Source organism: Streptomyces sp. NPDC126503 (genome assembly GCF_040302405.1).
Taxonomy (GTDB): domain Bacteria; phylum Actinomycetota; class Actinomycetes; order Streptomycetales; family Streptomycetaceae; genus Streptomyces; species Streptomyces gulbargensis.
The window spans coordinates 90,886-116,231 of the sequence record NZ_JBEORS010000012.1; the positions used below are offsets into that span (position 1 = coordinate 90,886).

The following is a 25,346-nucleotide window of genomic DNA, read 5'->3' on the forward strand; positions in this document are numbered from 1 at the left end:
GAAAGGAGCAACCGCCGCATGAACATCCTTCTGTGGCACGTCCACGGGTCCTGGACCACGGCGTTCGTCCAGGGGCCGCACTCCTACCTGGTTCCCGTCACCCCCGACCGGGGCCCCGACGGGCGCGGCCGGGCCCGGACCTTCTCCTGGCCCGGCTCCGTCCGCGAGGTGCCACCGGACGAACTCCGGGACGCCCCCGTCGACCTGGTCGTCCTCCAGCGCCCCCACGAGGAGCGGCTCGCCACCGAGTGGCTCGGCGGCCGTCGCCCCGGCCGGGACGTCCCCGCCGTCTACGTCGAGCACAACACCCCCCGGGGCGACGTCCCCCTCAGCCGGCACCCCATGGCCGACCGGCCCGACCTCACCCTCGTCCACGTCACCCACTTCAACCGGCTCCTCTGGGACAACGGCACCACCCGCACCGCCGTCGTCGAACACGGCATCGTCGACCCCGGTCACCGCTGGACCGGACGCCTGCCGCGCGCGGCCGTCGTCGTCAACGAACCCGTACGGCGCGACCGGTTCGTCGGCACCGACCTGCTCCCCGCCCTCGCGGAGGCGGCGCCCCTGGACGTCTTCGGCATGCGGACCGAGGGCCTCGCCACCCACCTCGGCCTCCCCGAGGACCGCTGCCGCACCGCCGACCTGCCCCAGGCGCGGCTCCACGACGCCATGGCGGAACGCCGCTTCTACCTGCACCCGATCCGCTGGACCTCGCTGGGACTGTCCCTCCTGGAGGCCATGCACCTCGGCATGCCCGTCGTCGTCCTCGCCACCACCGAGGCCGTCGAAGCCGTACCGCCCGGCGCCGGGACCCTCTCCACCCGCCCGGAGGAACTCGCCCGGGCCGCCCGCCACTACCTCGCCGAGCCCGAGGCCGCCGCCGCGGACGGCGCCCGCGCCCGGCAGGCGGCCCTCGAACGCTACGGCCTGAAACGCTTCCTGGACGACTGGGAGCGCCTCATCACGGAGGCATGCTCATGACTTCGCATCCCCTGCCCGCCCCGGCGCCCCTCTCCATCGCCCTCGTCTCCGAACACGCGAGCCCGCTCGCCACGCTCGGCGGCGTCGACGCGGGAGGCCAGAACGTCCACGTCGCCCAGCTCGCCGGCGGCCTCGCCGACCGGGGACACCGCGTCACCGTCTACACCCGCAGGGACGACCCCTCCCTGCCGGTCGTCGCACCGCTGCGGCCCGGCGTCCTCGTGCACCACGTGCCCGCCGGACCGCCCGAACCCGTACCCAAGGACGACCTCCTGCCGTACATGGACGCCTTCGGCCGGTACCTCGCCCGGCAGTGGCGCACCCGGCCGCCCGACGTGGTCCACTCGCACTTCTGGATGTCGGGCCTGGCCACCCTGCGCGCCACCCGGATCGCAGGGCTGCCGTTCCTGCACACGTACCACGCCCTCGGCACCGTGAAGCGGCGCCACCAGGGCGCCGCCGACACCAGCCCGCCCACCCGGATCGCCCACGAGACCGACGTCGGCCTGGGCTGCGACCGGATCGTCGCCACCTGCCGGGACGAGGTCGAGGAACTGGCCGCCATGGGCATACCCCGGGCCAAGGCCGACATCGTGCCCTGCGGCGTGGACCCCGTCGCCTTCCGGCCCGACGGCCCGGCCGCCCCCCGCGGCCCGCACCGCCACCGCCTGCTGCACCTCGGCCGGCTGGTGCCCCGCAAGGGTGCCGCCGTCTCCGTCGCCGCGCTCGGCCGGCTCCCCGGGACCGAACTCGTCATCGCCGGCGGCCCGCCCGCCGACCGGCTCGGCACCGACCCCGAGGTCCGGCGCCTGCGCGCCCTCGCCGAGGAGGCCGGTGTCGCCGACCGGGTCCGCTTCACCGGAGCCGTACCGCCCGCCATGGTGCCCGTGCTCATGCGCGGCGCGGACGTGGTGCTCTGCCCCGCCGACTACGAACCCTTCGGGATCGTCCCCCTGGAGGCCATGGCCTGCGGCCGGCCCGTCGTCGCCAGCGCCGTCGGCGGCCAGCTCGACTCCGTCGCCGACGGCGTGACCGGCCGCCTCGTCCCCGCGGGCGACGCCCCGCTCCTCGCGGCGGCCGTACGGCTCCTGCTCGCCGACCCCGCCCTGCGGGCACGGTACGGCCGGGCCGGCCGGCGGCGCGTGCTCGAACGGTTCTCCTGGGCCCGGGTCGCCGCCGCCACCGAACGGTCCTACCGGGCCGTCGTCGCCGCGAACGCGCCCCTCGCCGGAGCCCTGTGACCCGCCCCCACCGGGGCGGCGGGCACGCCCGGCGCCCCGACCGGACAGCCGAAGGAGGTGCGGCCGGACCCCCCGCGTCGCGGCCGGACACCATGACCGAATCACGGACGTACGAGGAAGCGCGCCGCCACTGCCGGTCCGTGTGCCAGGCCGTCGAGCGGCTGTACGAGGACGACCTCGGGCGGCTCGCCCGGTGGGGTGAGGGTCTGGCCGCGGCCCTGTCGGCCGGGGCGCGGCTGCTCGCGGCCGGGAACGGCGGCAGCGCGGCGCAGGCCCAGCACCTCACGGCCGAGCTCGTGGGGCGCTACCAGGGCGAGCGGCCCGCGTTCTCCGCCTTGTCCCTGCACGCCGAGACGTCCAGCGTCACGGCCATCGGCAACGACTACGGATTCGAGCAGGTCTTCGCCCGCCAGGTCGCCGCCCACGGCAGGGCCGGGGACGTCCTCCTGCTCCTGTCGACCTCCGGCCGCAGCCCCAACCTGCTCTCCGCCGCCATGACGGCCCGCTCCCGGGGCGTGACGGTCTGGGCGCTGACCGGGGCCGCCCCGAACCCGCTGGCGGAGGCCGCCGACGACGCCCTCTGCGTCGCCGGTGCCACCACCGCCACCGTCCAGGAGACCCACCTGGTCGCCGTCCACCTGCTGTGCGAGTTCTTCGACGCGGCCGTGGCCGAACGGACGGAGCCGGAGGCGCGCGCGGCGGGCGGGACCCGGGGGAGCGCCGCCCGGATCCGGACGGCCGCTCCCGCCGGTACGGCCGCCGTGGTCGACGGGGTCCCCAGCCGGGAGGAACCCCCGTACGCCTTCTTCGGAGGAGCCTCATGAACCGCGGACCGCTCGTCGTCGTCGGCGACCTGCTGCTCGACGAGGACATCGAGGGCGAGGCCACCCGCCTCGCCCCCGACGCCCCCGCGCCCGTCGTCGACGTCTCCCGGGTCCGCCGCCGGCCCGGCGGCGCGGGGCTCGCCGCCCTGCTCGCCGCCCGGCACGGCGCGGAGGTCGTCCTCGTCGCCGCCGCGGGACCGGGCGACCACGAGGACGGCGCCCGCGCCCGCCGCGCCCTCGGCGACGGGGTCCGCCTCGCCGGTCTGCCCCTGGACGGCACCGTCCCGGTGAAGACCCGCGTCCTCGCCGGCGGCCGGCCCCTCGTCCGGCTCGACCGGGGCGGCGGCACCCCCGGCTCCCCGGACGCCGAGGTCCTCGACGCCCTCCGCTCCGCGCGCGCCGTGCTCGTCTCCGACTACGGGCGGGGCACCGCCGACGTGCTGCGCACCGCGCTTGGCGACCTCGCGCGCACGGTCCCGGTCGTCTGGGACCCCCACCCCCGGGGCGGGCCCCCTGTCCCCGGCACCCGCCTCGCCACCCCGAACGCGGCCGAGGCGGCCCTCTTCAGCCGCCTCCCCGGCACCTCCCTGCGCGCCCACGCCGACCGGGGCGCCGACCTCGCGGCCCGCTGGGAAGCCACCCACGTGGCCGTCACGCTCGGCGCGCGCGGCGCCCTCCTCACCCGGGCCGACGCCGCCGCCCCCCTCTTCGTCCCGGCGGTCCGCGCCACCACCGGCGACCCCTGCGGCGCGGGCGACTGCTTCGCCGCCACGGCCGCCGCCGCGCTGGCCGACGGCGCCCTGCCGGAGGAGGCGGTGGAACGGGCGGTCGCCGCGGCCGCCGCCTTCGTGGCGGCGGGCGGCGCGGCGGCCGTCCGCACCCCCGACCAGACCCTTGCCGACGGCACCTCCGACACCCGCGCGCCGGCGCCGCCCGGGGACGCCGCCGCCCTCGTCCGCCACATCCGCGCCCGGGGCGGCACGGTCGTCGCGACCGGTGGCTGCTTCGACCTCCTGCACGCCGGTCACGTCCGGCTCCTGGAGAGCGCGGGCCGCATCGGCGACTGCCTGATCGTGTGCGTCAACTCCGACGCCTCCGTGGCGCGCCTCAAGGGCCCCGGGCGCCCCCTCACCCCGCTCGCGGACCGGATGCGCGTCCTGGCCGCCCTCGCCAGCGTCGACGCGGTCGTCGCCTTCGACGAGGACACCCCGGAACGGCTCCTCGCCACCCTGCGCCCCGACGTCTGGGTCAAGGGCGGCGACTACACCCCCGACGAACTCCCCGAGGCGGAACTCCTGCGCGGCTGGGGCGGCCAGACGGTGGTCCTGCCGTACCTCGACGGCCGCTCCACCACCTCCCTCGCCCACCGCGCGGCCCGGTCGGCGGTCCGATGACCCGCCGCGACACGTCCCCACGCGGTACGGATCCGGGCCGCACCGCCCCGGTCCCCGGCGCCGGCACGGCGTCGGGCGGCGCGAGCCGTTCGGTTGCGGCCGGCCGCGTTCCCGGCGAGCCCGCCCGGGGCAACGACGGCCGCACCCCGGACACGGGTCACCGTGCCGGCGGGCCCGCCGGCCGCCGTGTGCCGGGCGAGCCGGCCCGGGCCGGTGTTCACCCGGCCCACGGCCGCGAAGGCGTCGACTCGGCTCCCGGCGGCGGGAGCCGCACCACCCCAGCGAGCCACCGTGCCGGTGAGCCGGCCCAGGACCGCGGACGCGGCACACCACCGGAAGGACACGGCCGTCCGGTGGTGCTCGTGCTGCGCGCGCTCGGCCTCGGCGACCTCCTCACCGCCGTGCCCGCGCTGCGCGCGCTGCGCCGGGCCCTGGCCGGGCACGAACTGGTCCTCGCCGCCCCGCCGGAGCTCGAAGGAGTGGCGCGCGCCACCGGCTGCGTCGACCGGCTGCTGCCGGCCGCGGGGCCCGGACGAGCCGTACCCGACGCGCTCCCGGCGGAGGCCCGGCACCCCGACCTCGCCGTGAACCTCCACGGCAGCGGGCCCGCCAGCCACCGGCTCCTCGCCTCCCTCGCCCCCCGGCGGCTCTGGGCCTTCCACCACCCGGAGTTCCCCGGCGCGGACGGCCCGCCCTGGGACCCGTCCGCCCACGAACGCCACCGCTGGTGCGCCCTGACCGCCTGGTACGGCTGCCCGGCGGACCCCGACGACGTGACGATCGACCCGCCCGGCACCGCCTCGCCCGCGCCCGGGGCGGTCGTCCTGCACCCGGGCGCGCAGGCGCCCGCGCGCCGGTGGCCGGTGGCACGCTTCGCCGCCGTCGCCGCCGCGCTCCACCGCGCGGGCCTTCCGGTCGTCGTCACGGCCGGCCCGGGCGAGGACCGCCTGGCCACGGCGGTCGCCGCGCAGGCGGGGCTGCCCCCGGCCGCCGTCCTCGGCGTCCCCCGCCCCCTGGCCTTCGACGCGCTGTGCGGGCTCGTCGCGCGGGCCCGCTGCGTGGTCGTCGGGGACACGGGGCTCGCCCATGTGGCCACCGCCCTCGGCACCCCCTCCGTGGTGCTGTTCGGGCCGGTCGCCCCTTCGCTGTGGGGCCCGCCCGACCACGGCCTCCACCGCGTCCTGTGGCATCCCTCCCGCGGCGACGACACCACCCGCCCCGGCGACCCGCACGCCGGCCGCCCGGACCCCCGGCTGCTGCGGATCACCCCCGGGGAGGTCCTGGACGCGGTCCACGCCCTGCTGCCGGCCACGGCGGGAGCGGGCTCGTGACGCGCGGCCCGGGGGTCCGCACGCCCTCCTCAGACGGCGGGTTCGAGCTCGCCCCGGGCGGCGGCGGTACGCCCGCCCGCCCCGGCCGCGCCCTGCGCGGGGAGCGTCCCCCCGACCCGTACGGGGACGGTGACCGGGACCGGCACGGACACCGTGACCGGCTCCCGGACGGCGCTGCGGCGACCGTGCAGGAACGTCCCCGCCGTGACGGCCGCCGCCACGACCAGACCGCCCGTGACGAGCGCCCCGCGCGCGCCGAGCACCTCCATGAGCAGGCCCAGGGTGGGCGGCGCGGCCAGACCCCACAGGGTGCGGACGCTGTTCCAGGCGCCGAGCACGCGGCCCCGCATCCGGGGCGGCGGGTCGGTCTGGAGCAGGGTGTTCTGCGCGGTGTCCCCGACGGACTCGGCCACCGCCATCGGCAGGGCCAGCACGACCAGGAAGGCCAGGCCGGGCGAGAGGCCCGCCAGCACCTGGAGCAGGGCACCGCCCGCGGTGAGCAGCGCCACGAGCCGCACGCGCGGCGCGCGCAGCCGCGCACCGAGCACCGCGCCGACGATGCCGCCGACGGCCAGCGCGGTGGAGACCGCGCCGAAGGAACCGGCGCTCCCGGCGAGCGGACCGGTGACCAGGACCGCGAGCGTCAGCGAGTAGTTCCGGCCGAACAGCGCGCTCACCGCGTTGAGACCCGCCAGGGCGACGAGCCGGGGCCGCTTCGCGAAGAAGACCAGACCGCCCCGGACGCTGGTGTCGGCCTCCTCCGGCATGAGCGGCGCGTCGTCACCGTCGGGAACCTGGCCCTGGGGCCTGAGCAGGGTGAGGAAGGGGATCACCGAGGCCACGAAGAAGAACGAGACGCCGTTCGCCAGGTAGGCGGCCGCGGTGCCGAGCGTGGCGACGGTGACACCGGCCAGCGCGGCGCCCGCGAGGCGGCCCGCGCTGTGGGCGAGCGACCCGACGCCGATGGCGGAGGGCACGTCCCGCGCGGGGACCAGGTCGTTGCCGAGGAGCGCGCAGGCCGGCCCGTCGACCGTGGCGACCAGACCGGTCAGCACCGCGAGCCCGATGAGGACGGGCAGGTTCAGCTGGTCGAGGGCGACGAGCGCCGCGGTGGCCAGGGCCACCAGGCCCAGCACCACCTGGGCGAGCGCGGCGGTCAGCTTCCGGGGCCAGCGGTCGACGGCCGCGCCGCCGAGCAGCCCCATCAGGAGGCCCGGGGCGGCCTGGGCGGAGATCGACAGACCGGCGGCGGCCGGGGAGCCCGTGATCTGCAGGACCAGCAGGTTCTGCACCGTCAGCTGCATCCACGTACCGGTGTTGGAGACGAGGTGGGCGACCGCCCACCAGCGCATGCTGCGGTGGCGCAGCGACCGCCACGGGGAACGCTCGCGGGAGGATCCGCCGTCCGCGGCGGGCCGCTCCTCACCGGCGGGCCGGGGGGACGGGACGGCGGGCCGGGACGTGACCGGGCGCACGAGGGACAGGGACAGGGGCTTGCGGAAGGAAGGCACGAGAACACCGGGGGGCGCGCCCCGGGCACGGGCACGGGGGAGGCGGGAGTACGACGGGCGGGGCCCCGGTCCGGGCGCCGGGGCTGCGGCGCGGGCGGAGGAGGCCGGGCGCGGGCGGGGTGCGCCCGGCGACCCATCGTGGCAGACGGTTCCCGGGAAGAGGCCGCGCCCCGGCGCACCCCCCGCGGACGAGGCCCACCGAACCGCCCAACTCCCGTGCCCCGCGAGGCATTCGGCCTTCGCGTGGGCTTGCTCACACAGCGGCGCCCACCGGGGCGCCCCCACCCGTTCCACCGACCCGGGAAGCCCGGGGAGAAGAGGTACCGATGAACAGCGTGACGAAGATCGACGGGGGACAGGCCCTGGTCACCGGAGGCGCCAGCGGCCTCGGCGCCGCGATCGTCCGCAGGCTCGCCGCGGCCGGCGCGTCCGTCCTGGTCGCCGACGTGCGCCAGGAGGCCGCCAAGGAGCTGTGCGAGAACCTGCTGGCCGAGGGCCGGCAGGCCCGGCCGGTCGCCCTGGACGTCCGCGACCCCGAGGCCGCGGCCGAACTCTTCGGGGATCTCGACGTCACCGGCCGGCCCCTCGACGTGCTGGTGAACTGCGCGGCCGTCGATGTCACCAAGCCGGTCACCGAGCTCACCGCGGAGGAGATGAGCCGCGTGGTGACCACCGACCTGCTCGGGCCGATGTACCTGTGCCGGGAGGCGTACCGCCGGATGGTCACGCGGGGCGGCGGCCACATCGTCAACATCCTCTCGACGGCTGCGCTCCGCACCTGGACCGAGGCCGGCCCGTACTCCGCCGCCAAGTCCGGCCTGCGCGCCTTCACCCACACCCTCTTCAAGGAGGCGCAGCGCGACTGCCCCGGCATCGGCGTCACCGGTGTCGTCGCGGGCGGCATGGAGACCCCGTTCATCATGGAGCGCTTCCCGGAGACGGACGTCGCGCTCCTGCAGAGCCCGGACGTCGTCGCCGACGCCGTGATGTACGCCCTGTCGGTGCCCGCGGGCAGCGCCGTCGCCGAGCTGGTCGTCGTCCCCCGGCGCGAGGTCTCCTGGCCGTGACCCCCGTGACCCCCGTGACCGTGCGTGACGTGAGCGACGGAGGTATCCCCTCATGAAAGCCGTCACCTGGCAGGGCCGGCGCAAGGTCTCCGTGGACACCGTGCCCGACCCCGTCCTGCGCAAGCCCACGGACGTGATCGTCAAGGTGACGTCGAGCGGTCTGTGCGGCTCCGACCTCCACCTGTACGAGGTCCTCGGGCCGTTCCTCGACCCCGGCGACATCCTCGGCCACGAGCCGATGGGCGTGGTCGAGGAGGTGGGCCCCGAAGTCCGCCGCCTCGCCCCCGGCGACCGCGTCGTCATCCCCTTCAACGTCTCCTGCGGCACCTGCCCGATGTGCGACCGGGGCCTGCACTCCCAGTGCGAGACCACCCAGGTCCACGCCCGGGGCACGGGCGCCGCGCTGTTCGGCTACACCAAGCTGTACGGGCAGGTGCCCGGCGGGCAGGCCCAGTACCTGCGCGTGCCGTTCGGGGACACCCTGCCCATCCCGGTGCCCGAGGGCCCGCCGGACGACCGGTTCGTCTACCTCTCGGACGTGCTGCCGACGGCCTGGCAGGCCGTCGAGTACGCCGAGGTGCCGCCCGGCGGCTCGGTCGCCGTCCTCGGCCTCGGACCGATCGGCGACATGGCCGCCCGGATCGCCCTGCTGCGCGGGGCGGGGACGGTCATCGGCATCGACCTCGTCCCGGAGCGGCTCGCCCGCGCCGCCCGGCGCGGCGTCCACACCCTCGACCTCTCCGAGCTGGGGGCGGACCTGACCGAGCGGGTCCGGGACCTGACCGACGGCCGGGGGCCGGACGCGGTGATCGACGCCGTCGGCATGGAGGCCCACGGCGCGCCCGTCGCCCGCTCCCTGCAGACGGCGGTCGGCCTGCTGCCGGACGCCGTGGCGGCACCCCTCATGCGCCGGTACGGGGTCGACCGGCTCACCGCGCTGCACCTCGCGGTGGAGCTGGTACGCCGCGGCGGCACCGTCTCCCTCGCCGGCGTCTACGGCGGCGCCGCCGACCCCATGCCGCTGTTCGCCATGTTCGACAAGCAGATCCGCCTCCACATGGGGCAGGCCAACGTCCACCGCTGGACCGGTGACCTGCTGCCGCTGCTCACCGACGACGATCCGCTGGGCGTGGAGGACTTCGCCACCCACCGCCTCCCGCTGACCCGGGCCCCGGAGGCGTACGACATGTTCCAGGCGAAGCGCGACGGCGCGGTGAAGATCCTCTTCAAGCCGTGGGAGTGACGGGACCCGCCCCGCACCCCGGAGGGCGGCGCGCCGGAGCGGCGCTCCGCCCTCCCGCCGTACCGCCCCCGCCCCCGGGTGGGCCCCGCCGGATGGAGCGGGGAGAACGGGGTAGGCGCCGGGCGGCCGACCACCCCGACCGACCACTTCCGAGGAGGTGTCCTCGATGACCGTTCCCAGCAACCCCGACCCGGACCCCCGCACCACCCCGGGGCTCGACCCCCAGGGCGGCGTACCCCAGGGCGAGACCCCGCCCGCCGAAACGGGCACCGGCACCGGCACCGGCCCGTACCGGCCGCCCCGCGCGGGCTGGGCCAAGGGCCCGCTGGTCGTCATCTGGCTGCTGGTCGCCGTGTGCGCGCTGTTCTTCCTCGTGTACGCGATCGTGCTGGCCACCCGCTGACCGCTCCGCCCGTGCGTGGCGTCCGGCCGGACGGGTAGGCGCGGGGGCGGGAACGAACCGCCGAAACGGACGCAGGGGACGAACTGAAGGGCGGTAACGGTGAAGCCGGACTTCGTGGAACCCGTCACGGCGCGCAAGGGTGACCGGCCGGCCCCCCACGCGGGGCCACGTGCGTTCGCGCCCTGCGCGAGCGGGGGAGAGACGGTGCCGCGGTGCCGGCTGCCGGGCCGGCCCGCCCGTGCCGGGGCCACCTGGTCGCCGCCGTCCCGGCCTCCTGCGCCGGCCCCCCACCGGGAGCGACGCGCGGCCCGCCGTGGACCGCCAGGCCACGGCATCCGTCCGACGATCGAGGGAGAGCAGAGATGTCCAACCCACAGCAGCCCGAGGCCCGTCGCAGCGGGCGCGGCGGTGCGACACCGCAGAACAGCCGTGAGGTGAAGGCCGACGAGGCCGGCCGCGAGACCGCCCGCGAAGGCCGCGCCCACGGCACCGACCGGGGCGACAAGGGCGGCGGCGAAGGCGGCGGCGTGCCGCCGGACCAGCGCCCCGACCACCCCTGACAGCCCCGTACCCCACCGGTGACGCCGGGCTTCCCCGCCGGGGGAGCCCGGCGTCACGCCGTGGGCGTCACCAGATCGCCTCGACCCACTCCGGGTGGTCGATGAACGGGTTGCGGTTGCCCTGGTAGGTGCTGTGGATGAGGTTGTTGCGGCGCTCCTCGAAGGCGCTCGGCGGGTCCTGCTGGTGCCACTGCTTCAGAACCGCCAGCCGGCCGTGGAACGGGACGCTGCCGTTGGTCGTCGACTCGTTCGGCTCCAGGTCGGCCCAGGCGTCGTCGCCCTCGTAACGGACGGCCATGTAGAGGATCATGCGGGCCACGTCGCCCTTGTCGGCGTCGCGCGGCTCGAAGGAGTTGCTGTCCGTGTAGCTGCCGGTGGCGCCGCTGACCGGGCTGCCGCCGAGGTCCCAGTCCTTGTTGCCGCGGATGCTGTTCACCTGGACGTCGGCGGGCCGCAGGTGGTGCAGATCCGTCCCCGGCCCGGCCGAGGTGCCGAAGCTGCCGTGGGACTGCGCCCACACGTGCTCCCGGTTCCAGTCACCCACGTCGCCCCCGCTGAGAGCCTTGCTCCGCGAGGTGCCGCTGTAGAGCAGGATCACGTTGTCGCTGTTGTTCGGGTCCTGGTCGGTGACCTTCAGCGCGTTCCACACCGCGTCGTAGGAGATCTTCCGCTGGCTGCTGATGATGGTGTGCAGCGACGCCTTCAGGCTCGGGCCGGTCCTGCCGATCGCGTCCCGGTAGTACGTGTCGTCGTACGCGGTGGTCGTGGCACCGGCGGGCGACGCGGTGACCGCGGGCAGGGTGAGGGCGACGAACACGGCGGCCAGCGCCGCGGCCCACGCCTTGCGGCGGCCTATGTGTGCAACGGACATGGGGGGCCTTTCCCGGGTGAGGGCACGCGTGCGAACGCGGGTCCCGGCTCAGGTCCTCCGCGCTCTACGCGTGTTGACGAGATGTCACCGGGAGGGTGGCACAGCGCCGGGGAGGCCCGTGTAACGGCCGGAAGGCTTTTCCGTGACGGTCCGGCATACGCCGCAACCAACTGCCCCGAACCCGGGACGGATCGGGCGGGGCCCCCACGGCGTCCGCACGAACTCTCGCGCCCGCACCCAGCGCTCGCGGCGCGCGCCTCAGCATCCCGGGACGGCCGGCACGGCCGTGACCAGGGCGCCGGCCGCGGCCCGCGACCGGCCCTCCCAGGTCCGCCGGTCGAGTCCCACCGTGTACGCGAGGCAACACGCGCACGGGGGGAGCAGCGCCAGGAACGCCCGCTCCGCGGCCGTCTCCCCCTGCGTCTCCATCCAGTCCTCCGACGCCAGGCCGTCCGGGGTGATCCCGTCGGCCAGCAGCTGCGCCGCCGCCCGGCGCAGAGCGTGCCGCCGTGCCACGCGCCGGTCCGGCGGTGCGACACCGGCCTCGGACAGCGCCCGCTCGAACAGTTCGCGCAGATCGCGAGGGTCCGTGCGGGGCGACAGTCCGGCCAGTTCGCACAGGGCCGGGGTGTCGGCGTCGGCCGCGAGCGCGTGGGCCGCGAGCATCGGCAGCTCCTCCGGCCTCAGGCCCTCCGCCCGGTGGCGGCAGGCCGCTTCCCCCAGCGCGTCGAGCCCGCCGGGCGCCGGCCCGCCCGGTGCCGGTGTCGTCCCCTCCGTATGCATGGCCCCCAGCATGCCGTCGCGTCACCGCCGCCCGCCGGCCGGTTCTCCGGCGGGCGGGGTCAGTTGGCCGGGGCGGGGGAGCAGGAGCGGGGTGGCGAGGGCGAGGAGGCCCGCCGCCGCGAGGGCCGGGCGGGGGCCGGTGAGGGTGGCCAGGAGGCCGCCGAGCGCGGTGCAGAGGGCGAGGGAGGCCTGCTGGCCGAGGGACCAGGCCGTCAGGGTGCGGGCGACGAGGTGCGGGGGTGTCCGTTCCAGCCGGCAGGCCGCGACGACCGGGGTGTAGAGGCTCATGTGCAGGACGATCGCCAGCTCGACCGCCGTCACGGTGACCACTCCGGCGGCCCCGGCAGGCGCGAGGGCCAGGCCGGGCAGCCACACCACGCGCAGCGTTCCGACGATCCGCACGACCCGGTCGCGGCCGTGGCGGGCGACGACCCGCGGAGCCAGCCGGGAGCCGATGAGCCCGCCCAGGCACGGGACGGCGAAGACGAGACCGTACTGCCAGGGCGGCAGCGCGAGGTCACGCAGCAGCAGCACGGCGAGCAGCGGCTCGGTCGCCATCACCAGACCGGAGACGAGCAGCTGGTTGAGGAAGAGCGCCCGCAGCCCCGGATCCTCCAGGAGATGACGCCACCCGCGGAGGACGGCCCCGCCCCGGCCACGGCCTTCGGCGGTGACCGGGGGCGCCGCCCGCGGAGCCGTCCCCGCCGGCCCCGGCCTCGCCTTCCGGCCGCCTCGCATCGCGCCGATCGCCAGTGCCGACAGCAGGTGACAGGACGCGTCGGCCACGATCGTGGCCACCGGCCCGAACAGCCCGATCACCGCCCCGCCCAGCGGCGGCCCGACCGCGAGCGAGCTCCAGTTGGTGGACTCGAAGCGGGCCTGGGCCACGAGCAGGTCGTCCGGTCCGGCGAAGGACCTGAGAAGGGCGCCGCCCGCCGCGCCGAAGGTGATCCGCGCGGCGGCCGACACCACCGAGACGGCGAGCACCTGCGCGAAGGTGAGCCGGCCGACGGCGTACGCGAGCGGAATCGACGTCAGGGCCGCGCAGCGGATGAGATCGGCCGTGATCATGACCGGCCGCTTGCGCCGGCGGTCCACCCATGGTGCGAGGGGCAGCGCGAGAAGCGCGCCCACCGCGGGCCCCGCCGCGGACAGCAGGGCGACCTCGGCCGGGCCGGCCCGCAGCACGAGCACGGCGACCAGCGGCAGCGCCCCGAACGCCAGCCCCGACCCGTACGCGCTCACCGCGTAGGCCGCCCACAGCAGCCCGAAATCCCGCCCCAGCCGCCTTCGTGCCCTCACCACCGACCTCCGCGCGCTCGCCCAGGCGCCTCCGCCGTGACAACCGGCGGTGGCCCGGCAGAGCCAAGCCGGAAACACCCGCGCAGGTCAAACAACCCCCATGTACCCACCCCACAACCATTCGTTGTTCCCTAAGGTGGGGCGGTATGGATCTCGAAGCGGTACGTACCTTCGTCGCCGTCGCGGAAACCGGCCAGTTCCACAAGGCCGCCGCCGACCTTTCGGTCACCCAGCAGGCCGTCTCCAAGCGCGTCGCCGCGCTGGAGCGCGGCCTCGGGGTCCGCCTCTTCACCCGCACCCCGCGCGGCGCCGAACTCGCCATCGACGGACAGGCCTTCCTGCCCCACGCGCGCGAACTGCTGCGCGTCGCCGCCCGCGCGGCGGCGTCCGTGGACCCCGGCCGCCGCCCCCTGCGCGTCGACATCCTCGCCTCGCGCGGCGCGGCCTCGGGCCTGATGCGCGGCTTCCACCGCAGCCACCCCGGGATCGATCTGGACGTGGTGATGCTGCTCGACATCGACCGGGCCGTCGAGGCGCTCCGGTCGGGCGAGATCGACGCCTCCTTCCGCGCCGTCGCGGCGCCCGGGCGCCCCCTCCCCGACGACATCGAGGCCGTGCGGGCGATCGACGAGCCCCTGGAACTGCTCACCGGTCCCGGCCACGCGCTCGCCGGGGCCCGCTCGGTCACCCTCGCCGAACTCGCCGGGCACCGGATCTGGATGCCCGGCCTGCGCCCCGGCAGCGAGTGGGCCGCCTACTACGACGACCTCGTCGCCGCCTTCGGCCTCGGCATCGAGGCGACCGGCCCCAACTTCGGCTCCGACGCGCTCCTCGACACCATCGCCGACACCCCGGCCCTCGCCACCTTCATGGGCGCCCACACCCGCCTGGTCTGGCCCGACGGCCACGGGCTGCGCCGCATCCCGGTGACCGGACCGACCCCCGTCTACCCGCACGCCCTGCTCCGGCACCGCGACAACCCCCACCCCGCCCTGGAGACCCTCCGCGCCCACATCGCCGCCACGGCCACCGGCCACGACGCCGCCGGCACCTGGACACCGGACTGGGTGCTCCAGCACCGGCCCGGCCCGGTCAGCCGCCCCTGACGTCCACCGGCATGCCCTCCGGCTCCTTGATCCGCTTCATGATGATCTGGGAGTTCACCTCCGTGACCCCCGCCAGGGTCGTCAGCCGCTCGATCCACAGCCGCTCGTACGCCGCGAGGTCGGCCACCGCGATCCGCAGCAGGCACCCCGGGCTGCCGAACAGGCGGTACGCCTCGATGACGTCCGGGATGTCCTGGAGGGCCTCCTCGAAGGCCTCCACCGTCTCGCGGTCGCGCCGCACCTCGACCGAGACCAGGACCTCGAAACCCCGCCCCACCGCCTCCGGATCGATGACCGCCCGGTAGCCCTGGATCACCCCGTCCTGCTCCAGCTGCCGCACGCGCCGCAGGCAGGGGGAGGGGCTGAGTCCGACGCGCTGTGCCAACTCCTGATTGCTCAGACGGCCGTCCTTCTGAAGCTCGCGCAAGATATGGAGATCGATCCGGTCCATGACGCAATTATCCACCACGCTGAAACATTTCCGCAGCGGAATTCGCAATCCGCTTGCGCGTCCTTTGACCTACCGTTGCGGACGACAGGGGACTGACGCACAGCGAAGGAATCAGAGGAATGAAGCGGACGAACGACGGGACACCGCGCCGGATCGTCGTCATCAGCACCGGTGGGACGATCGCCAGCCGCTGGCAGGGCACGGGCTACGCGGCCGACGCCTCCGGCGACGACGTCCTCGCCACCGCCCCGCTCCCCGAAGGCGTCACCGTCGAGGTGACCGACCTCTTCAACGTCAACAGCTCGCGGATGACGGCGGCCCACCAGCTGGCGCTCCTGCGGACCGTCCACGAGACCTTCGCCGACCCCGGCGTCGACGGCATCGTCGTCACCCACGGCACGGACACCCTGGAGGAGACCGCCTTCCTCCTCGACCTGCACCACACCGACGCCCGGCCCGTCGTGCTGACCGGCGCCCAGCGCCCCTTCGGCACGGGCGACGGAGACGGGCCCGGCAACCTCTACGACGCCCTCCAGGTCGCCGCCTCCGTCCGCGACCTCGGCGTCCTCGTCGTCTTCGACGGCCGCGTCCACGCCGCCCGCGGCACCGTCAAGACCCAGACACTCGCCGCCGACGCCTTCTCGGACCCCTCCGCCGAGCGCCTCGGCCGCGTCGGGTTCTCGCGCGTCGACATCGAGCGGCAGCCCGAGCGCCCCGCCCCGCTGCCCCTCCCGGAGGCCGCCCGCACCGCGGACCCCGGCACGGTTCCGGCCGTCCCGCTGCCCCGGGTCGACATCGTCACCCACCATTCCGACGGCGACCCCGTCCTGCTCGAAGCGGCCCTCACGGCCGGTGCCCGGGGCATCGTCCTCGTGGCCACCGGTGCGGGCAACGCCACGCCCGAGATCGTCCGGGCCGTCGCCGGCGCCGTCTCCCGGGGCGTCCTCGTCGCCGTCACCACCCGCGTCCCGGCCGGTCCGCTCGCCGAGATCTACACCGGCGGCGGCGCGGTCGACCTCGTCGCCGCGGGCGCCCTCCTCACCGGCACGCTCCGCGCCGGCCAGGCCCGCGTCGCCGTCCTCTCCGCCCTCCTCGCCGACGAGGACACCGCCGGCGGCGCCGACCCCGCCCGCCGCACCGCCCTCCTGCGCCGCCTCCTCGACGGCCCGGTCCGCGCGGAACCGGCCCTCGCCACCGGCGGCTCCCGCTCGGCCTCCGCCGTCGCCACCCGCGCCTGACCCGGCGCCCCCACACCCCGGCTCGCGGGCGGCGCCCGCATCACCCGCCCGCGAGCCGGCGCCCACTCCGGCGCGCACGCCGCCGGTACGCCACGGCCGGTGCCGCCGGCACGCGCCCCCGGCGGTAACCGCCCCGCGCACACCGCCGACCCCGGTGCCGGCCCGCCCCGCCCGTACGCCTCCCCCCCCCGCACGGCCGCGCCACCCCTGCCTCGCAGGGGCCCGCCGCCGCGCGCGCCTCCCTCCCCGCCACCCGCAAGGACGCACCATGGCTCCCGTACCCTCCCCGCACGCCCCCGCCGACCCGCAGCCGCCCGCCACCGCCGTCCGGCGCGAGCACGACCTGCTCGGCGACCGCGACGTACCCGCCGAGGCCTACTGGGGCGTCCACACCCTGCGCGCCACCGAGAACTTCGCCATCACCGGCACCCCCATCTCCGTCTACCCGCTCCTGATCGACGCCCTGGCCGCCGTCAAGGAGGCAGCCGCCCGGGCCAACGAGGAACTCGGGCTCCTCCCGGCCGACAAGGCCGACGCCATCGCCGGCGCCTGCCGGGAGATCAGGGCCGGCCGCCTCCACGACCAGTTCGTCGTCGACGTCGTCCAGGGCGGCGCCGGCACCTCCACCAACATGAACGCCAACGAGGTCGTCGCCAACCGCGCGCTCGAACTCCTCGGCCACGACAAGGGCGACTACGCCCGCCTCCACCCCAACGAGGACGTCAACCTCGGCCAGTCCACCAACGACGTCTACCCGACCGCGATCCGCGTCGCCGCGATCGGCGCCGCCCGGGAACTCCTCCTCGCCATGGCCGTCCTCCAGGACGCCTTCGCCGCCAAGGCCCTGGAGTTCCGCGAGGTCGTCAAGATGGGCCGCACCCAGCTCCAGGACGCGGTGCCCATGACGCTGGGCCAGGAGTTCTCCACGTACGCCGTGATGCTGGAGGAGGACCGCAGCCGCCTCGCCGAGGCCGTCGAGCTCATTCACGAGATCAACCTCGGCGCCACCGCCATCGGCACCGGCCTCAACGCCGCCCCCGGCTACGCCGAGACCGCCCGCCGCCACCTCGCCGCGCTGACCGGGCTGCCGCTCGTCACCTCCGCCAACCTGGTCGAGGCCACCCAGGACTGCGGCGCCTTCGTCCAGCTCTCCGGCGTCCTCAAGCGCATCGCGGTCAAGCTCTCCAAGACCTGCAACGACCTGCGCCTGCTCTCCTCGGGTCCGCGCGCCGGACTCGGCGAGATCAACCTGCCGCCCGTGCAGGCCGGTTCCAGCATCATGCCGGGCAAGGTCAATCCGGTGATCCCCGAAGTCGTGAACCAGGTCGCCTTCGAGGTCATCGGGAACGACATGACCATCACCATGGCGGCCGAGGGCGGACAGCTCCAGCTCAACGCCTTCGAGCCCGTCATCTTCCACGCCCTGTCCAAGAGCATGCTCTCGCTCCGCGCCGCCTGCCTCACCCTGGCCGAGCGCTGCGTCTGCGGCATCACCGCCAACACCGAGACTCTGCGCGCGGCCGTCGAGAACTCCATCGGCCTCGCCACCGCCCTCAACCCCCACCTCGGCTACACCGCCGCCACCGCCATCGCCCAGGAGGCGCTGGCGACCGGCCGCGGGGTCGCCGAACTGACCCTGGAGAAGGGCCTGCTGCCCGCCCACCGGCTCGCCGAACTGCTCACCCCCGAGCGGCTCACCGGCGCACCCGGCCCGGCACCGGCCTGACAGCCTCCCGGCAGAAGGTGAGCACCGGCGGCTCCCTCCCGGGCAGTGGGCCGTACGGGTGAGGCCTCGGGCACGGCGACAGCGCCGCCCGCCGAACGGGTACGCATCGCAGCACCGCCCCCGGCCAGGAGGATGCCTTCCCATGCCCGTCCGCAAGGGTGCCCCCACGCCGCTGCACCTGGGCACCGGTGCCCTGTGCGCGGCGCTGCTGCTCACCGGCTGCGCCCGTACCCCCGAACCCGCCCCCGCCTCCCCGACCCGCGCACCCCGCCCGCCCGCCGCCTCCGCCCCGGCCTCACCCTCCGGCCCGGCCTCCGCTTCCGCCGCACCGGGCGACGCCCGGCCCGTGCCCGCCTCGAGGATCCCCGGCCTCGGTCCCGCCACCCAGGCCCGGATCCCGGACGGCACCTCCCAGGCCCTCGTCGTCACCGGGGCCTCGGCGGACGGCAACACCGCCACCACGGTCCTCTACGCGCGGAACCCGGCCGGGCGGTGGGACCGCGCCGCCGGTCCCTGGGCCGCCCACAACGCCCTCAAGGGCTGGACCCACGACCACCACGCGGGCGATCTGCGCAGCCCGATCGGCGTCTTCCGGCTCGGCGACGCGGGCGGCCGGCTGCCCGACCCCGGCGCCCGCCTCCCCTACGACCAGGACCCCGGCTTCGCCATCAGCGGCACCGGCTTCCTCGGCGAACCCCTGGAGGGCTCCTTCGATCACGTGATCGCCATCGACTACAACCGCGTACCCGGCAGGACCCCGCTCGACAAGGAACGCCCCCTGGGGCAGGGGAAGGGCGGCGGCGTGTGGATCCACGTCGACCACGGCGGCCCGACCCAGGCCTGCGTCAGCCTGGACCGCGAGGACCTGCGGGAGCTCCTGCGGGCGCTCGACCCGGCCCGCGAACCCGTCGTGGTCATGGGGCCGGGCGCCGAACTCGCCCGCTGACAGCGCGCCGGCCGGCACGGACGCCTCAGGTGACCGCGCCGCGGAACGAGCCCGTGTGGGCACGGACCTGTTCCGGCGTCAGATAGGCGTCCGTGTACTCGAAGTCCCGCAGCGTGCCGGCCTTCGACGCCAGGAAGCCGGTCCGGACGAAGTCGTCCCCGGCCACCGCGTTGAGCAGCCAGTTGGTCATCACCCGGGTCTTGGCCACACCCGTCCGCAGCGCCGCCCAGTGGTACCCGCGCGCCACGGCCTGGGCGGGCATGCCGTGCAGCTCCACGCCGAGCGGCTTCGACACGCCGTCCATGCCGCCGAGGTCCACGACGAGCCCCAGGTCCTTGTGCCGGTAGGGCGTGACCTCGGTGCCGCGCAGGGTGGCGACGAGGTTGTCGGCGACCGCCTTGCCCTGCCGCATGGCGTGCTGCGCGGTCGGCGGGCAGATCGCGCCCTTCTCGCCCTTGGCGAGGTCCGGCACGGCCGCCGCGTCACCGAGCGCCCAGAGGCCCTCGAAACCGGGGACGGTCATCTCGGGCGTCACGACCAGCCGGCCGCGCGTCGTCTCGGCGCCGAGCGTCCCGATCAGCGGGCTCGCGGCCACACCGGCCGTCCAGATGAGCGTGCGGCTCGGCAGCACCCGCCCGTCGGTCAGCGTCACCGTGTCCTCGTCCACCGAGGCCACCGACACCCCGAGCGACACCTCGATGCCGCGCCGGGTGAGGATGTCCATGGCGGCGGCGCCCAGTTTCTCGCCCAGCTCGGGCATCAGCTTCGGCGCGATGTCCACCAGATGCCACTTGATCAGTTTCGGGTCGAGGCGGGGGTACCGCTTCACCGCGTTGTGGGTGAGCTGCTGCAGGCAGGCGGCCGTCTCCGTGCCGGCGTACCCGCCGCCCACCACCACGAACTGCAGCCGCGCCGCCCGCTCGGCCTCGTCGTTGCTCGCGTCCGCCAGGTCCAGCTGCGCGATCACGTGGTCGCGGACGTAGACCGCCTCGGCGAGCGTCTTCATGCCCCGCGCGTACTCCGCGAGCCCCGGGATGTCGAAGCTGCGCGTGACGCTGCCGGGGGAGAGGACGAGGTGGTCGTACGGCTCGGTGACGTACTCGCCCGCGATGGTGCGGACGACGCAGACCTTCGCCGCCGTGTCGATGCCCACCACCCCGCCCGGCACGATCCGGGTCCGGTGCCGCTCGCTGCGGCGCAGCGACAGGGCCACCGACTGCGGGGTCAGCACGCCGGCCGCCACCTGGGGGAGCAGCGGGAGGTAGAGCTGGTACGAGAACGGCGAGAGGAGGGTGATCTGTGCCTCCCGCTCCGTGAGCCGCCGTTCGAGCCGCCGGACGCAGGCCACTCCGGCGAAGCCGGCGCCCACCACGAGGATCCTCGGTCGAGTCACGCTGTCCGCCCTTCCGTAGGAGCGTGCACGGTGCCATCGGACGCGATCGCTCCGGACCGCATGGCCTTCCAAGCGCCGCCTATCCGTGGCTCACCCTTTTTATCCCTGTCGGAGGTGGCCCGCTCCTCGGGAGAGTCCGTCCGGCCCTCACAGGACGACGACGCCGAGGGGCCGCGAACCCGCCGGGATCCGCCGTGTCTCCCCCGAAGCGAGGTCCACGGCCGTCAGTCCGTCCCAGTAGCCGTCCCGGGTGAATCCGCCGGTCACATAGGCCGTCCGGCCGTCCCGCGACACGGCGACGTTCTCGTGCGCACCGTCCAGCGGGTACACCCGCTCGTCCCCGGCGGGGGTGCGCACCGTGAGCGAGGGCCCCCGGTCCTCGTCCGGGTCGATCGGGCCCGTGCCGACCGTGAGGAGCGTGCCGTCCGCGGTCACGGTGGTGCCGTGCTGATGGGTGCCGGCCGTCATCGGCTCGATGTCCGTCCGCCCCGTACGGGGGTCCACGACCGCCAGCCGCTCCCCCTCGAACGGCAGCAGCAGCTTCCCGTCCGAGGGCCGGACCGCCGCGTAGTGCGGCTTCAGCCAGGATCCGAGCCCGCCCTCCGTCCCGTAGGGGGCGACCTCCACCCGGCGCGGGCGGAGCGTGTCCGCCGTGACGACCGTGACGTCGAAGGAGTCGTGGCCGGTCGCGTACACCTCGGAGCCGTCGCGGGCGACGTCCACGTCGAAGGGGCGCCTGCCGACCGGCACCGCGTCCGTGACCCGCAGCGCGGTCGTGTCGATCACCTCCAGGGCGCCGTGGCCGCCGGGCACGTTCACCCCGACGTACACCCGGCGCCCGTCCGGCGCGAGCGCGATGCCCATGCCGCCGCCCCGGTACTCACCGGTCGTCACCGGACCCGTGGCCGTCCGGTACGGGATCAGCGCGAGGCGCGAGCGGTTCGCCGTGTCGACGACGGCCACGCCCTCGGCGGTGGCCACCCACGCCCGCCCGTCGGCGCCCACGGCGAGTCCGTACGGAGCGGTCCCGACCCGCACGGAGCCGGTGGCGCCGCGCGCCGGGTCCACGAACGTGACGGTGTCGGCACCGAAGTCGGTCACCAGGAGGGTGCCGGGCGCGGCCTTCCCGGAGGGCGGTGCGGGCGCCACCTTCACCGAGGCGGACGGCGTCCCGGGGGCGGGCGGGCCGGCCGGGGCCGGACCGGTGGGCACCGCCGGGGCGGAGGCGGATCCGCCGGACCCCGGCGCGCACCCCGCGAGCAGCGCGGCGGCGACCACGCCGGGCAGCAGGACCCGGGCGGCGCGGGAGGAACGGCGGGACTTCGTCATGTCGGACTCCTCGGTCGGGACCACGCGCGGCCGGCGACCCGGCGGACGACCGGGATCCGCGCCCTGCCCCGATCCTCCGCCCACCCCGGCCGCCCACCGGTCCGCCGGCCGGCTCCCCCCGGCCCTCGACCGGACGACCCCCGCGTCCACCGATCGGCTGACCCGACCCGGCCCGAGGGGGCGCCCCTCGCGCCTGGTGCGGTGACGGCACCGCACCGGGACACCGGGGGAGCGAGGGGTTTCGCGCTCACGGGGCGTCGGCCGCGTCCTTGTCGGAGCGTTCCAGGAAGGCGAGGATCCGCTCCAGACAGAGCGCGTACGCCTCGGGCGCGAACGACGGCCCGCCGCGCTCCGTGAAGAGGTGCTCCCGGCCCGGGTAGAGGAACAGCCGCCGGTCCCCGGCGTCCGCGACCAGCTCGCGCGCCGCGGCCAGGTCCCCCTCGTCCACGAAATACGGATCGGCGCCCATCCCGTGCACCTGCACGGGTACCCCCTCGGGCCACGCCGTGCCGAACTCGGTCACCGGAACGCAGGCGGCGACGAGCAGCGCGCCCGCCGCCCCGGCCCGGGTCTGCGCCAGCTTCTGCGCGGGCAGCACCCCGAGCGAGAGGCCCGCGTACACGAGCCGACCGGGCAGCTCCGCGGCGGCCCGCTCCCCGCGCGCCACGAGCGCGCCGAAGCCGATCGACGCGGCGTGCGCCGCACCGGCCTCCAGGTCCTCGAACACCCGCCCCTCGTAGAGGTCGGGCACGTGCACCGTGTGCCCCGCCCGGCGCAGGTCACCGGCGAACGCGCGCACCCCCTCGGTCACCCCGAGCGTGTGGTGAAAGAGCAGAACCTCGGCCATGTCGGCGTCCCCTCCTGTCGCGGGCGGACCGGCGTGCACCGGCGCACGGGCCAGCATGGCGCATGCCACCGACAACCGTCCGGAGAAGCGACGACGGGGCGGACCCCGAACGCGGAGGGCCGGCTAGCGGATCGCGCGGTGGGCCGCGACGACGCCGGAGTGACCGGCCCCCGGACCACCGTGCCCCAGACCCGCGCCGGGGCCCATCGGACCACCCTGGCCCATGCCCCCGCCCTGGCCCATCGGTCCACCCTGGCTCATCGGGCCCCCCTGCCCCATGGCCCCCGCAGGGCCCGCGGGCCCGCCCGGACCCGCCGCCGGGGGCACCCGGATCACGCGGCTGAGGTCCCGCAGCACCTCCTCGGCCACCTGCCGGACGTCACCCGGAACATCCCCCCGCTCGCGTATGAGCTGGGCGTAGATCGGTGCGGTGCCGTCCGCGTGGTTCATGAAGTCCGCTTCCTTCAGCCGGGTCGGTGCCGTCACCGACGGGGAGACGGCGAGTCTACGGGGCGCCGCCCGCGCACCGGGGAGGGGGGAGCCCGGGCGCCGCACCGTACGCCCCCGCCGGGATAAATCGCTGTCCCCCCGCTCGCCGCGTCCGCAGAATGGATCAACGAACCACGGGAGGGACCCCCATGAGCCAGGCGACCCTGACTCTCCACGACCTGATACCGCCCGACGAGCTGACGGCCGCCCTCGCGGACGGACACGTCACCTGCAAGGCACACCCCGAGCTGCCGCTGTCGATCTACACCTACACCCGCGCCTGCCAGTACGCCCAGCACTGGAACACCGCCACCACCCGCTGCCGGGGCCTCGTCGCCGACGACGGCGGACGGATCGTCGCGCTGCCCTTCCCCAAGTTCTTCAACGTCTCCGAGCACGCCGAGGGCCGCCCCTACGCCCCGCCGCTGCCCGACGAGCCGTTCGAGGTGTACGACAAGGTCGACGGCAGCCTCGCCGTGGTCTTCCACTACGCGGGCGGCTGGCGCGCCGCCTCCAAGGGCTCCTTCACCAGCACGCAGGCCACCTGGGCCCAGCGCCGCCTGGACGCCGCCGACACCTCCGGACTCACCCCCGGCGTCACCTACCTCGCCGAGATCCTCTACCCGGAGAACCGGATCGTCGTGAACTACGGCGAGCGGCGCGACCTGGTCCTCCTCGGCGCCTTCGCCGCCGACGGCACCGAGATCCCGCCGGCCGAGGCCGCGGCCGGCTGGGGCCCGCTGGGCTCGGTCGTCCGCACCTGGCCCGTCACCGGCCTCGCCGAGCTGATCGCCCTCACCGCGTCCGACACGCTCCCCGGCGGCCGGCGCGCCACCGGCACCGACGCCGAGGGCTTCGTCCTCCGCTTCGCCTCCGGGGTGCGCGCCAAGGCCAAGCTGCCCGAGTACGTACGCCTCCACAAGGTGCTCACCGGCGTGACCGAGCGGGACATCTGGCGCGGCCACGGCATCCAGCGCTTCGCCGGGCTCCCCGCCGCCGAGGTGGCCAAGGGCATCGGCTGCGCCGTCTCCGAGGTGGAGGCGCACGGCGGCAAGCCCCTCGACGCGCTCCTCGAACAGGTCCCCGACGAGTTCGACGCCTGGGTCCGCTCCGTCGTCGCCCGGCTCGAAGAGGCCGCCGCCCGTCGCGAGCGGACCGTGGACGAGGCCTTCGAACGCCTCGCCCACCTCGCCGCCGACCGGGCCGCGTTCGCCCGCGCCGCCGCCGGTCTCACCGACCGCGGCCTGCGCGCCGCCGTCTTCCTGCGCCTCGACGGGCGCCGCACCGACCTCCTCGTCTGGCGGCAGCTCCGCCCCGAGGCCACCGACCCCTTCGCCCGTGACGAGGAGAACTGACCGTGCCCGTCGTCCACGTCATGACCGGCCTGCCCGCCTCCGGCAAGACCACCGCCGCCCGCGCCCTCCAGGAGGCCGCCGAGGGCCGGATGCGGCGCGTCAACCTCGACGATCTGCGCGCCATGCTCGACCGGCCCGAGGCCGGCCGGGGCCGCTCGCACGCCCACGAGCAGACCGTGCTCGGCATCCAGGACGCCGCCGTCCGCGCCGCCCTCGACGACGGCTTCGACGTCGTCGTCGACAACACCCACCTCACCCCGCACATCCCCAAGCGCCTCAAGGCGGCCGTCGCCGGCCGCTCGGCCACCTTCGTCGTCCACGACTTCACCACCGTGCCCGTCGAGGAGTGCCTCCGCCGCGACGCCGCCCGTGAGCGCCCGGTCGGCGAGGAGATCATCCGCCTGCTCGCCGACAAGCACGCCAAGGCCACCCGCGGCGGCTGGCGGCTCACCGGGGACTGGCTCAACGACCGGCCCGCCGCCCTGCCGTACGTGCCGGACCCGGCGCTGCCCTCCGCCGTCCTCTGCGACATCGACGGCACCCTCGCCCTGCGGGGCGACCGGGGACCGTACGACTTCACCCGCTGCGGCGAGGACCTCCTCAACGTCCCCGTGCGCGACGCCCTGCGCGCCTTCCGGCACAGCGAGCGCGACCGGATCGTGCTGCTCTCGGGCCGGAGCGAGGACCACCGGGCCGTCACCGAGGCCTGGCTCGCCCGCCACGAGGTCCCGTACGACGAACTGTGGATGCGGGCGGCCGGCGACGGGCGCGGCGACGACATCGTGAAGGCGGAACTGTTCGACGCGCACATCCGCGACCGCTACGCCGTCCGCGTCTCCCTCGACGACCGGGACCGCGTCGTGGCCCTCTGGCGCCACATGGGCCTGGCCACCTGGCAGGTCAACTACGGCGCCTTCTGACCCGCCCCGCCGGGAGGGCGGCCCGGCCTCCC

General features: G+C 75.9%; 24 protein-coding genes. 15 read left to right on the plus strand and 9 right to left on the minus strand.

Translation table 11 applies throughout. The features are described 5' to 3' along the window. The first annotated feature begins 18 nt into the window (after positions 1 to 18). From ABTY40_RS17725 to ABTY40_RS17745, 5 genes are all read left to right on the plus strand, one after another. Positions 19 to 984 (plus strand): glycosyltransferase, encoded by a 966-nt coding sequence (locus tag ABTY40_RS17725; RefSeq protein WP_352060360.1) that lies wholly within the window; start codon positions 19 to 21, stop codon positions 982 to 984. Further along, entirely contained in the window at positions 981 to 2,225 is a 1,245-nt protein-coding gene (locus ABTY40_RS17730; protein WP_352060361.1) for a glycosyltransferase, read from the plus strand. The genes ABTY40_RS17725 and ABTY40_RS17730 overlap by 4 nt, the downstream gene beginning before the upstream one ends. Before the next feature lie 92 nt (positions 2,226 to 2,317). Continuing rightward, positions 2,318 to 3,049, plus strand: coding sequence for a D-sedoheptulose-7-phosphate isomerase (locus ABTY40_RS17735; RefSeq protein ID WP_352060362.1), 732 nt, complete (start codon positions 2,318 to 2,320; stop codon positions 3,047 to 3,049). Then, positions 3,046 to 4,443, plus strand: a complete 1,398-nt coding sequence (gene rfaE2, locus ABTY40_RS17740; RefSeq protein ID WP_352060363.1) for a D-glycero-beta-D-manno-heptose 1-phosphate adenylyltransferase — start codon at positions 3,046 to 3,048, stop codon at positions 4,441 to 4,443. Before ABTY40_RS17735 ends, rfaE2 begins: the two co-directional genes overlap by 4 nt. Before the next feature lie 353 nt (positions 4,444 to 4,796). Continuing rightward, positions 4,797 to 5,774, plus strand: a complete 978-nt coding sequence (locus ABTY40_RS17745; protein ID WP_352060364.1) for a glycosyltransferase family 9 protein — start codon at positions 4,797 to 4,799, stop codon at positions 5,772 to 5,774. A gap of 29 nt (positions 5,775 to 5,803) precedes the next feature. Here the strand turns inward: ABTY40_RS17745 and ABTY40_RS17750 are convergent, their stop codons facing one another. Beyond that, positions 5,804 to 7,285, minus strand: a complete 1,482-nt coding sequence (locus ABTY40_RS17750; RefSeq protein ID WP_352060365.1) for an MFS transporter — start codon at positions 7,283 to 7,285, stop codon at positions 5,804 to 5,806. A 326-nt stretch (positions 7,286 to 7,611) separates the two neighbouring features. Between ABTY40_RS17750 and ABTY40_RS17755 the strand changes: the two genes are divergently transcribed. The 4 genes from ABTY40_RS17755 to ABTY40_RS17770 all read left to right on the plus strand — a co-directional run bounded on the left by ABTY40_RS17755 (position 7,612) and on the right by ABTY40_RS17770 (position 10,558). Continuing rightward, positions 7,612 to 8,352 (plus strand): SDR family oxidoreductase, encoded by a 741-nt coding sequence (locus ABTY40_RS17755; RefSeq protein ID WP_352060366.1) that lies wholly within the window; start codon positions 7,612 to 7,614, stop codon positions 8,350 to 8,352. 52 nt (positions 8,353 to 8,404) lie between these two features. Next, positions 8,405 to 9,595: an alcohol dehydrogenase catalytic domain-containing protein gene (locus ABTY40_RS17760; protein WP_352060367.1), complete on the plus strand. Its 1,191-nt coding sequence runs from the start codon at positions 8,405 to 8,407 to the stop codon at positions 9,593 to 9,595. Between the two features lie 166 nt (positions 9,596 to 9,761). Further along, a complete protein-coding gene (locus ABTY40_RS17765; RefSeq protein WP_345283026.1) occupies positions 9,762 to 9,998 on the plus strand; it encodes a DUF6480 family protein in 237 nt (78 codons plus the stop codon). A 362-nt stretch (positions 9,999 to 10,360) separates the two neighbouring features. After that, positions 10,361 to 10,558 (plus strand): hypothetical protein, encoded by a 198-nt coding sequence (locus ABTY40_RS17770; protein WP_352060368.1) that lies wholly within the window; start codon positions 10,361 to 10,363, stop codon positions 10,556 to 10,558. A gap of 67 nt (positions 10,559 to 10,625) precedes the next feature. On the opposite strand, the gene ABTY40_RS17775 is transcribed toward ABTY40_RS17770, so the two are convergent. From ABTY40_RS17775 to ABTY40_RS17785, 3 genes are all read right to left on the minus strand, one after another. Then, on the minus strand, positions 10,626 to 11,429 hold the full coding sequence (locus ABTY40_RS17775) for an endonuclease I family protein (protein ID WP_352060369.1): 804 nt from the start codon (positions 11,427 to 11,429) through the stop codon (positions 10,626 to 10,628). Positions 11,430 to 11,687: 258 nt separating this feature from the next. Continuing rightward, positions 11,688 to 12,212, minus strand: coding sequence for a hypothetical protein (locus tag ABTY40_RS17780; protein ID WP_352060370.1), 525 nt, complete (start codon positions 12,210 to 12,212; stop codon positions 11,688 to 11,690). A 21-nt stretch (positions 12,213 to 12,233) separates the two neighbouring features. Next, complete coding sequence (locus tag ABTY40_RS17785; protein ID WP_352060371.1) at positions 12,234 to 13,514, minus strand: MFS transporter; 1,281 nt, start codon at positions 13,512 to 13,514, stop codon at positions 12,234 to 12,236. Between the two features lie 146 nt (positions 13,515 to 13,660). Here ABTY40_RS17785 and ABTY40_RS17790 point away from each other — a divergent pair, with 146 nt between their 5' ends. Further along, on the plus strand, positions 13,661 to 14,620 hold the full coding sequence (locus ABTY40_RS17790; protein ID WP_352060372.1) for a LysR family transcriptional regulator: 960 nt from the start codon (positions 13,661 to 13,663) through the stop codon (positions 14,618 to 14,620). On the opposite strand, the gene ABTY40_RS17795 is transcribed toward ABTY40_RS17790, so the two are convergent. Then, positions 14,607 to 15,071: an Lrp/AsnC family transcriptional regulator gene (locus ABTY40_RS17795; RefSeq protein ID WP_309054213.1), complete on the minus strand. Its 465-nt coding sequence runs from the start codon at positions 15,069 to 15,071 to the stop codon at positions 14,607 to 14,609. The two genes, ABTY40_RS17790 and ABTY40_RS17795, sit on opposite strands and share 14 nt — an antisense overlap. Positions 15,072 to 15,190: 119 nt before the next feature. Between ABTY40_RS17795 and ABTY40_RS17800 the strand changes: the two genes are divergently transcribed. The 3 genes from ABTY40_RS17800 to ABTY40_RS17810 all read left to right on the plus strand — a co-directional run bounded on the left by ABTY40_RS17800 (position 15,191) and on the right by ABTY40_RS17810 (position 18,981). Further along, positions 15,191 to 16,309 carry an asparaginase gene (locus ABTY40_RS17800; protein ID WP_352060373.1) on the plus strand — a complete coding sequence of 373 codons (1,119 nt, stop codon included), beginning with the start codon at positions 15,191 to 15,193 and terminating at the stop codon, positions 16,307 to 16,309. A gap of 268 nt (positions 16,310 to 16,577) precedes the next feature. After that, on the plus strand, positions 16,578 to 18,035 hold the full coding sequence (locus ABTY40_RS17805; protein WP_352060374.1) for an aspartate ammonia-lyase: 1,458 nt from the start codon (positions 16,578 to 16,580) through the stop codon (positions 18,033 to 18,035). 142 nt (positions 18,036 to 18,177) lie between these two features. After that, complete coding sequence (locus tag ABTY40_RS17810) at positions 18,178 to 18,981, plus strand: hypothetical protein (protein WP_352060375.1); 804 nt, start codon at positions 18,178 to 18,180, stop codon at positions 18,979 to 18,981. Between the two features lie 25 nt (positions 18,982 to 19,006). Here the strand turns inward: ABTY40_RS17810 and ABTY40_RS17815 are convergent, their stop codons facing one another. The 4 genes from ABTY40_RS17815 to ABTY40_RS17830 all read right to left on the minus strand — a co-directional run bounded on the left by ABTY40_RS17815 (position 19,007) and on the right by ABTY40_RS17830 (position 23,000). Further along, the gene (locus tag ABTY40_RS17815) at positions 19,007 to 20,374 is read right to left on the minus strand and encodes an NAD(P)/FAD-dependent oxidoreductase (RefSeq protein ID WP_352060376.1); all 1,368 of its coding nucleotides are present in this window, start codon (positions 20,372 to 20,374) and stop codon (positions 19,007 to 19,009) included. Between the two features lie 147 nt (positions 20,375 to 20,521). Next, entirely contained in the window at positions 20,522 to 21,703 is a 1,182-nt protein-coding gene (locus tag ABTY40_RS17820) for a YncE family protein (protein ID WP_352060377.1), read from the minus strand. A 247-nt stretch (positions 21,704 to 21,950) separates the two neighbouring features. Continuing rightward, the gene (locus ABTY40_RS17825; protein WP_352060378.1) at positions 21,951 to 22,550 is read right to left on the minus strand and encodes a dienelactone hydrolase family protein; all 600 of its coding nucleotides are present in this window, start codon (positions 22,548 to 22,550) and stop codon (positions 21,951 to 21,953) included. Between the two features lie 123 nt (positions 22,551 to 22,673). Next, positions 22,674 to 23,000: a hypothetical protein gene (locus ABTY40_RS17830; RefSeq protein WP_352060379.1), complete on the minus strand. Its 327-nt coding sequence runs from the start codon at positions 22,998 to 23,000 to the stop codon at positions 22,674 to 22,676. Between the two features lie 188 nt (positions 23,001 to 23,188). Between ABTY40_RS17830 and ABTY40_RS17835 the strand changes: the two genes are divergently transcribed. Continuing rightward, the gene (locus tag ABTY40_RS17835; RefSeq protein ID WP_352060380.1) at positions 23,189 to 24,394 is read left to right on the plus strand and encodes an RNA ligase; all 1,206 of its coding nucleotides are present in this window, start codon (positions 23,189 to 23,191) and stop codon (positions 24,392 to 24,394) included. 2 nt (positions 24,395 to 24,396) lie between these two features. Further along, positions 24,397 to 25,314: a phosphatase domain-containing protein gene (locus ABTY40_RS17840; protein ID WP_352060381.1), complete on the plus strand. Its 918-nt coding sequence runs from the start codon at positions 24,397 to 24,399 to the stop codon at positions 25,312 to 25,314. Positions 25,315 to 25,346 lie beyond the last annotated feature (32 nt).